General features: G+C 36.1%; 1 protein-coding gene. It reads right to left on the reverse strand.

Going from position 1 to position 16,423, the window contains the following annotated elements:
- Window positions 1–29 precede the first annotated feature (29 nt).
- Complete coding sequence (locus ABD859_RS05305) at window positions 30–16,316, reverse strand: T9SS type B sorting domain-containing protein (RefSeq protein WP_345141283.1); 16,287 nt, start codon at window positions 16,314–16,316, stop codon at window positions 30–32.
- Between the last annotated feature and the right edge of the window lie 107 nt (window positions 16,317–16,423).

Genomic DNA, 16,423 nt, shown 5'->3' on the forward strand with positions numbered 1-16,423 from the left:
TAGACAACATCATAGGGGCAATTATTTTGTTATCTGTATAAAGTGAAATGTCCAACAAACTCTCTTCCATCATTCTCGTCATTTAGTTTAAGAACATACCAGTAATCACCTGAAGGTAAATCTTCACCGTTATATTTACCATCCCATTTTTGACCATAGTGATATTTCGCAATTACACGTCCGTATCTATCAAAGATTGAGAACGTAAGGTTGTTGTAAATGTTTGTACAACCAGGACCCCATGTTGTGTTGATAGAACCAGCTGGAGTAAAGTAATTGTCAAGACAAACATCTACATATTTAATGTAATAGTCTTTAGTATCTGTACAACCATTTTTATCTCTAACTGTGATTGTATAAGTACCTGTTTTGTAAATTTTGAATTTAGTTTCTGAACTAAAGTTTACGCCATCAATACTGTATACATAATCACCGCCGCCGCCTACAGCTGAAGCTGTAATGATGTTCCATACACCTTTTTCTTCTGATAATGTCAATTGTAATGGCGCGTATCCAATTATATTGAAATCAACATCAGCTGTACATCCGTTAGTATGTCTTACTCTAATTGTGTGGTCACCAGCAGGAATATTAGTAAAAATGTTACTTGGCTGAATTGGACCTCCATCTAGAGAGTAGTCAATATCTGCAGGGTTATTGCTTGGATCAATTGTAATCACTACCATATTAGATTGGGCATTGTTAACACAATCGTAAGATATAGTATGCGTTGGATCAAGAACAACTGATTCTGGCATATTAACTTCTACGAGGTAAATACATCCGTTGCTATCTTTGATAAATACAGTATGTCTTCCTCCTGATAAACCTGTGTATTCTTTAGTTACACCAACAACTGGATTAAATGGTCCATTGTCTTTATCTAAACTTTCAAAGTATGGAGCAATACCACCTTGAATTTGAACTATAAACCCACCATCTTTATCACCTTTACAAATTTCAGGAATCATAGATCCCGGCACTTCATAAGCGATTAAAATTTCCGGTTGTTTTACTTCAATTTCATGAATGTTTACACATCCTAAAATATCTTGAACAATTACTGTATAAATACCAGCTTCTAAACCTTCAAAAGTTCCGTTTTCAAGGAATTGATCTAGATTTGGTTCGATTGCAAATTTAATTGCTCCTGTTCCGCCATGCGCTTCCATAACAATTTTACCATTGTTGTCTCCATAACATTTTACCGGAACAACCGTAAAACTTGAAGCTAGAAGTTCCAGCGCTTCAGTAACTGTAATCTGTACTTCATCTTCGCAATCAATACTCTTCGCATGTACATAATACGTTCCTGCGTAAAGTTCAGCAAAAACACCATCCTGCTGTGCAGGTCTTACTTCGTTATGATTTGCATCTAACAATGTATATTCGTAGTTTCCTAAACCTCCTTTAGCAACAACACTAATTATTGCACTGTCATCACCTTTACAGTTAACAACAGCATTTCTTGAATCTACTTCAAAAGATAATGGGGTAACAGGCTCAATATTCTGATCATTAGAAATTGTGCTAATACAACCGAAACTATCCTGAACAAAATATTTATGATTTCCAACAGGAACAGGGAATGTTATTGTTCCATTAAAAGGAAGGCTGTAAGTATTTCCATCCTCACTATATGTGTAAGGTCCTGTTCCTCCAGTTACTGTTAAAGTAAGTGTTGCATCTGTCTTACAAGTAATGTTTTGATTTATTGATAACACCGCTTCAACCTTAACTGGATTAGTAAGCGTGATAGTTACTGGTGAAGTAAATTCACAACTAAATCCATCAGTTACTGTAACAGTATATGTTCCTGCTCTTAAACCTGTAAACACATTATTTGGCTGTGGTCCCAACTGACTTACATCACCTTCTGGAGTTGTATAAGTTAAACTGTATGAATAATTAGACCCTTGACCACCTGTTGGAGGAGAAACTGTAATTACACCGCTATCGTCTCCATAACAAGTTAATACATTGCTTGTTGCTGAGGCATTAAATTGGATAGGATCAGGATTTTCTAAATCAACATAATCTGTTATAATACATCCTTTAGAATCTTTAACATTTACTGTATAATGTCCACGTGTTAAGTTCTCAAAATGACCATCCTCAGAATAAATATAACTTACAGGGCCAACTAGTTCATATTGATATGTACCTCCCCATCCGCCTTCAGCATAAACATCAATAGTTCCATCATTATTACCAGCAGCACAAGTAATACGTGTATGTGATAAGTTCATTGTTAACGCTGTTGATGGTGTTCCAATATCAAAGGTCGTACGGACTTCACAATAAGGAGTTCCTACTAAATTAGCAACTACTTCATATCTACCAGCACTTAAACCAGTTAATGGTAATGTTGCTCCGGCACTTGTTCCACTGCTAGGAACCGGACCTGTAATTGTATATGTAAATGAACCTGCTTCATCATTTGGATAAGGACGGTTATCTACAATAGTTAAATCTACGCTTCCATCAGAATCACCAAAACAAACATCTTCTTTTGTTCCTGTTACTGTGAAACTAAATGTATTTGGATCTTGCACTTTATGATTTTGTGCAATCGAACAATTTGTAGCTGGGTTAAATACCGTTACTAAATAATCTCCAATTGCTAATCCGCTAAAAGTACCATTATTATTTACTACTGGAGTAATAGGATTACCATTTACATCTGTACCTGTTAGAGTATACTGTAAAGGAGCTGTTAAAGTTCCTCTCACTGTAACATTAGTCTTAATAGTTTCACCTGTATTACATGTAATTTCTGTAACATCAAAACTCATGCTAATTAAACTTGCAAATGGTCTAATCTGAATTGGAGTTGTATTCGTTCCGCTGCATTCATTACTGTCATAAACAGTTACAGTATAATTACCTCCTGCATGGTCAACCTCAGTATAAGTATTAGATGTTCCGGAATACATTAACTCAGTTCCTCTTCTAAACTCATATCGTACAAAATTTTCAGATCCTCCAGTTACAGAATTAACTGTAATTACAGCGTTGTTTGTTGTATTACCAGTCGTACATCCGTATTCTGTAAAACTTGTATTCACAACAATCGGATCTGGTTGTGTAACTTCGACTGTTTGAGGAGTAGATTCGCATCCTCTTCCTGATTTTACAATCACTGTATAGAAACCAGCTGGTAAATTATTGAATTCAGGTGATATTTGATCTACAATGCTAACCGTTGCACCAGATATACTGTAAGTGTAAGGCGGGTTGTCATTTGTAGTTGCAATAGCTACAGATACACCTCCGTTTGAATCATTATTACAAGTAACTGCTCTTGTAGTCAATACTACACCTAAAACATCTGTTGGATCAGTAATCTCTATACTTACCGTTTGTCTACAATGTGTTATAATATCTTCTACACCAAAATTGTAAACACCTGGAGTTAAACCTGCAAATGTAGGAGTAACTTGGCTTGACAACCAATTATTAATGGTATATATATAACTATTTGGCGGTGTTACTGTTCCTCCTCCAGCTGTTAACGTAATCGTTCCAGATGGTGTTTTACATGTTGGAGATAAAGTTACTTCTGCCTCTAATGTTAATGGCTCTAACACTGTTACTGGGGCTGTTGCAGTTACTGTACATTGATTTTTATCCATTACAGTTACTGTATAATTACCCGGAGTAAATACTGTAAAGAATGCGTCATCCTGGAATGGCTGACCATTAATACTGTATTTTAATGGTACTAGACCATTGGCTGCAACATCAATTCTATATCCTGCTGCACTAGCACACTGACTTTGTACACTCACATTTGTAATGGCAGGCATTGGATCTAATGAAATGTTAACAGTTTTGAACGTTTCACACATGTTAACATCTCTTACATAAACATCGTACGAATCAAACAATAACGGTCCAACCTGCGTTGTTGTGAACGTTTTTACATTTGATGTTCCATAATCAGTTAACGGATCTGGTGTATTCCCAGCCGGTACAAAAGCATACATATATCCTGGCGTACCACCAACAATAGTAGCTGGATTAACTGTAATAGTTGCTTTTTGATTATGACAGTTTTGATTTTCAACATCAACCTGCATTCCAGCAATATCTAAAACAGGCGGTTCAGTAATTGTAACTTTATTTGAAAGAACAACACATTGAGGATATCCTAATTGTGTCACTTCAACTTCATAATCTACACCTGCAGCTAAACCTGTAATTACATATGGGTTACTTGTTGCTGCATTTATTCCTGTACCAGTTGCTACAGGGTTTCCTGCAAGAAGTACTCTATAATCATAAGTACCTGTATAATTAGCTATATTGATAGTAATTTTTCCATCAGAGAATCCTTGACAGCTTGCCATTGCAGATGCTGTTGCATTTACTTCCATGATGTTATACAATGGAACATTATGAACGTTTGTTAATACTGTACAAGTTGTATTAACATCTGTAATAAGGAATTGGTAAGAATGACCTGCAGGAGCTGGATAATTAAATGTCGTTCCTGTAAATGCCGTTTTCGTTGTACCAAATCCTGCATTATCTATAGAAACTTGGTATTCAAAATTACCAGTTCCACCAACTACATCAACCTTAATAGTTTCGATTCCACCATTTGGACAATCTGCCGCTACATCTAAATCAGCTGCAGCAGAAACTAAAACAGGGAAAGCAACAACATTAATATTATCTGATGAAATACATCCTTTAGCATCTTTAACCCAATAAGTTAAATTTTGTGTTGTTCCGTTATCGAAAACTTTAAAAGTATTTGTAGTGTACCAATTTGTACCATTATCACTATAAGTATAATCACTTACTGCTCCTGTTCCGCTTCCTCCTGTTCCTGTTACAGTAACAATAGTCTCAGTAATCACATTTGCTGGAGAACAAGTAAATGGACTTGCTATCGCTGCCGCCACAACTGGAGTTGGTTCATCAATTGTAACTGTACCAGGAGTTGAACAACCTCTAGAAGAAATAACATTTACATCATAAGTACCAGCTATTAATCCTACAAATAATGGATTATTAGTTTGTGAAATCAACGCTCCTGCGGTTGGTGCAGTACGCTGAATAGTGTACGTATATGGCGGATTATCATTACTAGTATTTAAATTGAATAAAATTCTACCATCACCTACATTTCCTTGTGTTCCTGAACAGCTTGGAGATGTTGGAGTTGTAGTGTAAACAACAGCCGTTGGAAGTACCATTTCAACAGGATCAGTCGTTGCTGGGCAAGATCTTGAATCGATTACAGTAAATATGTAAGTTCCATCACCGGTTACTGTATAATCCGAATAAGTTCCATTTGTAAACGGAATTACCGTAGGATCTAACACTCCGTCTTTAGTAACAGTATAACCGTAAGCTGGATAACCACCAACTGCACTTACTCTAATTGTACCATCTACAATTCCTGTACAGAAAAGTTCTTTTCTTACTTCAGCGGAAGCAAAAAGTTGTGCATTAATAATTTCAGCAAAAGCAGTCGACTCACAGCCAAATTTATCTTTTACTTTAATATTATAAGTACCTGCATTCAAATTAGCGAATGTATTATTTGAACTCCAAGTAGCTCCATTGTTAATACTGTATTGGTAAGTGTCACCAGGTAAAATAAATGGCGATGTAGATGAAGCATTGATTACCAAAGTAGCTCCCGCAGCAGAATTACAATAAACAGATGTTGCGTCTATTGAAGCTGTTGGATTAATTGGTGTAAATAATTCAAATGTATCGGTTGCCTGACATCCATTAGCATCTCTAACTGTTATGTTGTAAACTCCGATAAGTGTAAGACCTCCGAAAATTCCAGTTTTGTTTGTTAAAGCAGCACCATTTGGCTGTGTTACAGTGTATGTATAATCACCCCATCCGTTTTGTGCTGTAACAGTTACAGCTCCAAATGTTGTACAACCTCTAGGGGTTACTGTTTTATCAATAGTTAATGCTATAGCTGGTGCATCGATATCAAAATCTACAAACATATCACATCCAGTTTCATCATCATAAACTGTAATTCTATGAGGACCTGCAGCTAAATTCGTTAAGTTAATAGCAGCAGCTGTCTGAGCTGTTACGGCTGGATTTGTATCCAGAATGTAATTATAAGTTCCAACACCTGTTCCAAAACCTGAAACTAAGAAAGATGCTCTTCCATCAGGGGTTCCTAAACAAGTAATTGGTGTTGTAGATTGTCCTACAATATTTATTTTAATAACATCTTTTATTTCATAAGACAATTGTTTAATACAACCTGTCGCATCATCTGTTACCTGGAACACATAATTTCCTGGCCCAAGATTAGTGAATGCTGGGTTTGCTCCGTTATTAACAGCTGCTGATAAAGGAGAAACAATTTGATAACTAAGAACTCCCGGTGGAACTGCAATAACTCCAGCTGAGTTTCTTACGTTAGAAATAGTAACTGTTGTTGATGTCACATTACAAGTAATTATAGCTGCCTGAGTCATATCAAAATCAGTTGGCGGATCTAACTTGAAGATATCAATTGTACCAGATTTAGTACAATGATTTGCATCTCTTACACTGTAAGGAATATTCAACTGGTCTGCATTTGTATCTGCAACTGTATAAGTTGTTTGAGTACTAAAGGCACTATTGTTGAAACTAAATTCATAACCTCCAATACCTCCTGTTGCACCTAATACAACCGTAGCTGACTGAGCTACATTTCCAGGACCACATGTTAATGGTGTAATCACTGGATTAACTGCAAATACTTCTGTTGGCTGATTCAAAGTTACAGTACCTGTAACCTGACAATTTAAACCATCTGTTATAGTGTAAGTATAATCTCCTGCGATTAAATTCTCAAACAATGGAACTGTTTGTGAAATTAAAGTTCCCGCAGTAGGAGCTGTTCTAATTAATGTATAAGTATAATTTCCTTTTCCACCTGCAGCTGCCAATAAAATGCTTCCTGTTCCGCCAAAACATTTTGGTTCAGTAGGAGTATAAGATGGCACTATTGGTATTAAAGGATCAATAATTATTTCATCTGTAACTGTTGAACAGCTATTTGGATCTGTAATTGTAAAAATATAATGTCCTGCATTAGCATTAGACACCGGATAACTGAAAGATGTAACACCTAACGCTAAAGTAACCGGAGCGCCAAATGAAGCACCATCTTTTTGTACTGTATATGTAAATGGTCCAACTCCTTTTTGAATATCAACTGTTATAGAAGCATCTGCCTGAGCATTTCCTGCACCTGAACAGTCAAGAATTTTATCAATCGTTGCAACCGCAGCTGGTGTTGGATTTATAGTTACAGTATGTTCTACTGGACAACCATTTTTATTTTGAATACGAATGCTCTGTAGGCCCGAATTAAGACCAGAAACTGTATAAGTAAGACCGGTAAAATTTATAAATGATCCGTTGTTAACACTTATAGAATAAGGCGCCATTGTAGGCACAGCATCAGTAATTGTTACATTTATTGCAAAAGCACCTTCAGCTGCACATAAATTAACGACGTCTAAATTAAATACCGGATCAGGATCTCTAACCAGATTAATTGAAGCTGCCACAGGTTTAATACAACCATTAGCATCTTTAGCAAATATGTAATATGTACCGGCAGCACGTTGGAAAGTACCACTTGGCTGCCAGCCAGTATCTGTCAATGAAGGCATTGTTGCAGAAGTACTTATTAAATAAGAATATGTACCAGCACCATCTCTTGCTTCAGCAATGATAATACCTAACTCATTACAATTTTCATTTTTAAGTACAGAAGCAGTAACCGATAAATCTACTGAAGATTCTTTTATTTCAAAAGTATCTGATGCAGATTTACATCCATTATAAGAACCTGTTCCATGTTCAGTAAACTGAATATAATATGTCCCCGGCAATAATCCGCCTGGTGAAGGAATTGTAATTGTTCCTGGTGCAGCAATTGGAATAGCAGTATTTAAAGTACCTGCCGCAGGATAAACCTGAACATTACTAAATGCTCTAAATATTGCATAATCTACAGAAGTAGTTGTAGCGTCATAATCTCTAAGAGAGAATGAAACACTTCCATCACCTGCTCCCTTACAAGTTACATTATGAGGTGTTAAATCAGATTTCATTGGTGATGCCGCCTGAATAGGAGCATCAGCCGCCTTAACATAATAACAATCAGTAGTTAAATCGTGTACTACAAATGTGTAGGTAACACCTGGGATTAAACCTGTAAAAGTTCTCTCATCTGGGAAACCAGGATCTGAAGTTAACCAAGTTGTTGTATAAGGAGGTGTATTAGTCTCTAAAATACCAAATCTGTAATTATGACTTCCTACTGGTGCAACTACTGATACTTTAGCCGATCCTCCTGTAAGACAGTCTGACGGTGAAATTCCAACATTAATAGTTAAATCTGAAGGCGGTGAAGCAATTGTTATCTGATGAGACAAACTACATCCATTAGCATCAACTACATTCACAGTATAAATACCATATTTAATTACTGTAAAGAAATGATCCTCTCTGCCTGTTGCAGCATATGGATTACCTAATATAACATCACCAAAATTATTAGTTATATGGTAAGCAAATGGAGCCGTTCCTCCTAAAACATTAAGAACACGAACCTCTCCAAGGCTAGATCCTCCAGGGGTATTACATGTAATATCCACTTTACCTAACGTGAAGCTTATTGGTAAAGGCTCATTGATAGTAATGGTTTCTGTATCTGTACACCCTTTAGCATCTGTAACTGTAATAGTGTAAGTACCAGCAGCTAATCCAGATGTCTGTGTACCATAATCAAATACAGTTGGTGCTGTTCTTCTTACATTAAATACAAATGGAGCAACTCCTTGAGTCAAATCAATTGCTATGTTAATTGCAGCTGTTTCATCACCATTACATTTTATAGATTGTATTTCTGTAACACCTGTTATTGCTGGTGGAACTGGAGTTGTTACATCTACTTTTTGAGTAGTTACAGCAGAACAACCGCCTGATGTCACTCTAAAATAATATTCACCTGGTGCAGTCGGATAATATGTATTACCCACAATCGGATTGAAAGCACCTGTTGTTCCTATTCTGTATTCATAAGCATACGTACCATTACCACCAGAAGCTGATAAATTAATCTGAGCGCTTGTTGGTGTAACTGGTACTGTAGGACAAGTTAAATCTTTTTGTAATACAGCACTAACAGTCAACTGATCATTCACTACAATAGTTGTAGTATCCTCACAACCATTATCATCTTTAATTCCTAAAGTGTAAGTTCCAGGACCAGTAATTGTTTTTACAGCATTTGTATTGTAAGAACCATTTAGTCCAAAAGTAGCATTTGCAAGACCATTATAAACAGATCCTGTAATGGTTACCGTAAAATTAGTTCCTGAATAACATTGCGCTGTTAAAATAGGATCAATTCTTGGAACAGCATTTCTTGTAACCGAAACATTATCAGTTATTGAACATCCGTTCGCATCCTGAACATAAATAGTAAAGTTTTCACCAAGCGTGGCTGTATTTCTAACAAATACACCTGATGTATTATAATCTGCTGGATAAGATGGTGCTGCCTGAGAAGCTCCAACTACAGCATAATATAACGTTCCTGTTCCGCCAGAAGCTGTAACAGTTATTGTTGTCTCTGGTTTATTACAGAATACTTTAGTTCCCGATGCACTAGTTATTGCTATAGCCGCAGGGTTAGCTAAAGTAACTGATGCAGTTGCCGTACAACCTGTTGTTGGGTTTGTTACTGTAATAGTATAAGTCGTACCTCCTGGTAAACCAGTAAAATTAATATCATTACCAGTTACTACGCCACCAGTAATAACTGTATTTGCAGTATTTCTTACTACATAAGTAAATCCTGTAGAATTTCCACCAACTGTAAACTTAACAGCTCCAGTAGACGAATTATTGCAAGTTACTGCTGTAACTAAAGAGCCTCCAACAGTAATTGGTGTCACTGGTTCAACTTCATAATCACCAGTAATTGTACAATTGTTAACATCAGTAACTTTAAAGAAATAATGACCTGGTGCTAAACCGTTAAATGTATGATTTCTATTAGTATCATTTGCCGATACAACACTTGCTGCAGGGCTGGTAATTTCATATGTAAACGGCCCTACTCCGCCTGTAAATTCTAATCTTAAATTTGTATCTAAAGCGCTACAAGTAATAGGACGTGAAGGAGTTATTGTAAGTCCTGCCGGAGGATCAAGAACATCAATAGTTACGCCGCCAACAACTGTGAAAGAACAATTGTTTGCATCTGTAACTACTACTGTAACGTTACCTGCTGTATTGATAGAAAAAGTGTTTGATGTAACCGGCGCCTGACCATTATAACTGTATCTGTATGGGTTTGCTCCTGCAAATGGTGTTCCTCCATTAGCTGATACTGTAATTGTTGCTGCCTGAGAAGCATTCCCAGGTCCGCATGATAAAGCTTTAGTTACAGTTGCTGATGCATCTAAACCATCAGCAGGTTCACCAATAGTAACTGTTTGAGGATCTGAAACACAATTTTTAACATCTCTAATAACTACTTGATAATTACCTGCAAGCAGACCTCCAAAAGTATTAGAAGTATGGAAAGTCCCTCCATTATCAATACTATATTCATAAGTTCCTGTTACCGGGTTACCAGTAATAGTAATACTGCCTGTAGCTCCTCCTTTACATAAAACATTCGTTTCTATGGTAGAAAAAGTAGGTTTTACAATTGGGTTTACAACCTGACTTACGATTACTGTACAATTATTTACATCAGTAATCTCAAAGTAATAAGTACCAGCGGCAGCAGCTGAATAGTTAAATGATGTAAGACCAGCTCCCACATTTGTATATCCACCACTAAATGGAGCACCAGTTGTATTAACTCTATATCTGTAATCAGGATATCCATTAGAAATTTCTACCTGAATTGTTGCATTTGCAGATGTTGGAGTTGTAGTAGTACAATCTAAATCTTTTATAATCGAAGGACTTGCACTAATTGGCTGTGCAATTACCGGCACAGTCAAATCAGTGTAGCAACCTGTAGATGTATCCGTCACTCTAATAGTATGATTTCCTGGAGTTACACCAGTAAATGTTCCGTTATTTTGAGTAGCTTTTGAATCAATACTATAAGTATAATTTGCAGCAGTGTTCGGAGAAACTCTTATTGTCGCTCCTGTCCCGCTCGCACATAAATCTGAATTTACTGTATCAATACTGGCAACTGGATTAACAGGATCATTGATTGTAAAGTTTTGAGCAACTGGAGTAGTACAACCACCATTATCAGTCACAGTAACACTGTAAGTTCCAGCATTTAAATTTGTAAATGTATTGTTTCCAACCTGTACTACAACAGGACCTGCTGGTGAAGTTGGTGTTAGTGTGTAAGTATAAGTTCCCCACCCATTAACCGCATTGATAACAGCTGTTCCTTTAACATTACAAGTTTCATGTGTTAAAACAGGAGCATTCAAAGCTAATGCTGCTGTTGGGCCTCCTATAGTTACTGAAGCAGAAACAGGACAGTTTGTAATTGAATTAGTAACTGTTATAGAATGATTTCCAGCTGTTAATCCTGTTACAGAAATAGTAAAAGGACTTCCTGTTGAAATACCTGTAACTGCTGGTCTAGAATCTACAACATAACTGTAATTAGTACCAGAAGCTATTCCAGTAACAGTGAAAGTTGCAGAACCATCAGCTGCACCAAAACAAGTCACATTTCCACCTGAACCTCCTACTGTAAAACTAGCTGGCGGAGCAATAGTATGTGTTTTTCTGTAAGTACATAAATTACTATCTCTCACTTCAAATGTATATTGAACATTTGCATCAAGATTATTAAATACATTGCTAGATTGGAATGCACCTGCTGTTGGAAGAACAATTCTATATTCTAAAGCACCAGTTATTGCAGTTCCTGCTGCATTTGTAACATTGGTAATGGTTACATTTCCTTTATTTGTTGGACAAGTTGCAGCAGTAGTTGTTGTAATTGTCATCGCCGCAGGAGGATTCAATGCATTTATTGTTCCTGCATTTACTGTAATAAAACAAGAATTAGCATCTGTAATTCTTACTGTATAAACACCAGCAATATTAATTCCTGTAAATGTATTACCATCTTGAGGACCTACAACCGCAGTACCATCTTTTAATAAAGTATATTTATATTGAGGTGTACCACCTGAAACATTAGAAACCGTAATAGTTGCTGGATGTTCGCAATTGTATACAGGTGAAATAGCCGCTGTACCATTAATTGTTGTTGGCGCAAAAAGTTTAAAACTATAAGATCTTTCACAATCATTATCGTCTCTAACTATAAAAGTATAATCTGTACCTGCAACTGATGCTGGTAAATTATCGTAATGTGTAACATTAGTAAAGCCTCCTGTACCATTAAACTGGAATATAAAAGGTGCTTTTCCTGTTAAGCCTCGAAGATCAACAGATCCAGTTCCTCCATTACAAGCTGCATTGTGAGGTGTAGCTTCTGCTGTTGGCCTTACCAATGCATCCACTGTTCGGGTAACTGAAAAAGTACAGCTATTCGCATCTGTTATTTGGAAAGTATAAGCCCCTGCAGTCCCTGTTGAATATTCGAATACTGGATTAGTAGTATTCCCAGAAGCAACCTGAGTATTTGAACTGTTTCTGACAATATAACTATATGGTGCAGTACCACCTTTAATTGTTACTTCGATAGTAGCATCTGATCCTGTTGCTTTACAGCTTAATGAAGTTTTTACAGCAGTCTCAGCTCCCAACTGCGGATCAATTTGCTGGCTTACCGCTATTGCAGTACAGCCATTTGCATCTCTAACTTCAAATTCATAATTTCCAGATTGAGTCACATTGTGTGTAATAGTCCGTGATGCAGAAGGTGTACTGTAATCCGAGTAATTACCTCCATTACGTCTAACTCTATAACTAAATGGACCTAAACCATCTTTAACTAAAATTACAATTGAAGCTCCCGTTGTTCCATTAAAACATAAATTTGAAGCTGATCCAATTTCAGCTGTTGGAGGAGTTGAACCTGTAATTATTAAATTCGTTGGTTTAGATGCAGTACAAACACCAGCTGTTCCTGAAACAGTATAACTTCCCGGAGTAAGATCATTAGCAGCGAAATCTCCTCTCACTCTATATTTATTATCGGCTTCAAGAACAAAAGGAAAAACTTTTCCATCTGAAATTCTGGTCAATGAAATACTATACGGTGGTGCTCCACCTCCTACGATAGCTTCCACTACAGAAGGAGTATCACAAGTTGCAACAGTTGCTGTGGCATCTAATGTAAACCTCGCTGGAGAAGTAATTGTAGTAGGGATATCAAAATCACAAGCAGTTGAAGTCATGTGATTACGAACTTTAACATTATAAGTAGCAGGAGATAATGGCCCAATAGTGACACGATCTACCGTAGATCTAATCCATGTTGTACCACCATTTAATGTATAAAAGAATTCTCCATCAAAATTTTCAGCATAAATATCAAATTTTCCATCTCCAGCACCAAAACATGAAACAGGTGTTACTCTGTCAACATGTGCAACAAATGGCGGTGGTGGTGTAATTGTAAATGGTTCAGAAAATTGTGCTCCACAAACTCTTGGAACCTGGAAAACTTTAATATCATCAATAGCAACGTCATTACCTTCTGTTGCCTGAACGTTAGAACGAACAATAAGTCTTAATGTCGTATTATTTCCTGGGTCAAGAGTAATCGCAGTTTGCGGATATTTCTTCCAATCTGTACTTGAACTAGATCTTGGAATGTTTCCTGTTGCAAACCAAGATATCTCAGCACCTGAAGCATCAACTAACGCAATTCTTAAATTAGCATCCGCTTTACCAGCACCAGGCATCATTAAGTTCATGGCATAGAACTCAAACATGATTGGCTGATTAGGAATTACATCATTAATCTGCTTTTCATATAAAATTGTTGTTACTGGAATTTGATCTCCAATATTAACTGCAAGGAATCTTCCTTTAGGATCAGATCCATTACTAGTATGATCTATCGGATATCTCCAGTTCCAACCTGAAGTAGCTGTTTGGTTAATTGAGCTGGTAACAGAATAATCACCGTCATTTATTGCATAAGCACCATTACACCATGTTGACGGCTGATTAGCTAATTGACGCTCAAAACAATAATAAAATGTATTAATACCTGGAGAAGTAGTATTTTCCCCGCTTCCAAAAGTTTCAGTTAATAAGTTACTATAAGTACTTACTGATTTTATGTTGTAATCAACCGAAATGATATGAGATCCGGCAGGAACATTTAAAAACACATTTGGATTAGCTGTATTAGGGTTTGGGTTTCCATCCAAATAATATTGGAAATTATATCGAGGATCTCCTGCTCCATTATTTATGATAACAGTTTGGGTAGCCGTACCATCACAATTATAAGAAATAGGTCCATATTCAATTTTTGGAGGTGTAGGCTTAGAATCTATAATAATGCCAGTCATATCAAAAGTACATCCTTTTGAGTCTCTAATACGCACTGTATAAGGTCCTCCAGCAGGTAAATAACCTTCATTATATGTCGACCATCCATTATGATTAATGGTTTCGTTAGTAAAGTAATATTCGTATGGAGGCGTACCACCTTGAGGATTGGTAATTCTTACTATACCTCTCTCAGGATAAGGCTGACACCCAGGTAATGCACCAACTCCTGCTGAAGCAGTTAATGGCGTTGTTGTACCTATTGTAACAGTAGTAAAAGCATCTTGACAATAATTACCGCTACTTCCTGTTCTATATCTTATAGTAATATTATAATCTCCTGATTGTAAATTTGTAAAGCTATTAGAATTCTGCCAGTTTGTTCCATTATCTTTACTATATTGAATGGTGTTATAACCATTATTATTAGTAACATTTACTGTAATTGTTCCTGTTGGATTACAATTACCGCTGGTAGTGGTATTAATTGTATATACCGGTTTATTTACATTAGCTATAGTAAATGTGCGATCAACCGAACAATTATTTAAATCTTCAACACGTAAAATATAAGTACCTCCTTTATCAACAATAACTCTTCCATTCGGTACAGAAACAAACCCAGTACTATTATAATTTACAAAATAACGATATGGAGATCCAGTACCTCCATTTGCATTTCCTCTAATAATTCCAGTTGCACATGAAGTTAAATTAGTTTCAATATAAGAAGTATTATTAAGAGTATTTGCTGCTATAATGGTGATTGGTTTAGAATCTACAATATCACAATTTGCACCAGTAATTGAACGCGGTATAGTGGTTGTAATGATATAGCTTCCAGCATCTAATCCAGTAAATTCATGTTCAGGAATTGATTGGGGAATTGTATATGATAATGGTGTTGTTGTATTATTACTTCTGTAAATTGCATATACATATTGATTATTAAGTGTATTTGCTGTAACTTTTATACTTCCTTTTTCACCTGCACAGCCTGGCTGCTTAGCCGTTAATGTAGTAGAAAAATTAATTCTACTAACCACTATATTCTTTACATTAAAAACACAGCTTGAAGGAACATTTTTTAATCTAATAAATACATTGTAAGTATCTGGAGTAGTCGTTGAAAAAGTATTACTATCCTGCCATGTATTTGGCGCAGGATTAGTTGTAAAACTATATTCATAAAGAGAGCTGAATCCTCCGGCAATAATTCTTGCTGGAATTACACACCCATTGCTGCTGGCAACAACATCACTTTTTGTAATTCCTGTAGGGTCTACTTCATTTTTATAAACATTAAAGTAGAAAGTAAAAACTGTAGTATCAGGATATGTAATAACAACTTTGAATTCACCCGCAGTATTAGCTGAATAATTAGGTCCGGTAGCTACACCTGCCCAAGTACAATTCTCAGCAATATTAGGACAATTTCCATTTGTATTTGGTGTACATCCGCCAGTACGTCTCATCCATACAATCGAAGAAGCATTTGTTATACCCGTTTCAATTAATCTGGAATCATTTAATCCACATAAAAACAGTTTTGGGAGCTCAGCACCGTCGTTAGGACAAATAGAAACAGTTCCGGCATAATCTCCTTCTGCATACTTTTTAACAGGATGTGGTATAATTGGCACTGCCGGTTTTTCAGCATTTACATCCAAGTTAGTATTAGAACTAATTTCTTTTTCAAATTGATTGCTTGCTTTTAGAAAAATATTTTCCTTCAAGTTTTTATCAAACTTTGAATTAAATGAAATTAAATTCTGCGAGTAGGAGGCAAAATTTAACATCATTGCTAAAACAAAAATCAGCGTTCTTAAAATAGTAGGTTTTTTCATAATCACTCTATTGTTTACTTACATGTCTTCTCTGAGGGGCATCAAAGAAGAATAATTAGTATTTAAAACATTTTATATCTGTTGGCTTCCAGAAAATTCAAGAAGCC

It is taken from the genome of Flavobacterium ginsengiterrae, from assembly GCF_039539785.1.
GTDB classification, from domain to species: Bacteria; Bacteroidota; Bacteroidia; order Flavobacteriales; family Flavobacteriaceae; genus Flavobacterium; species Flavobacterium ginsengiterrae.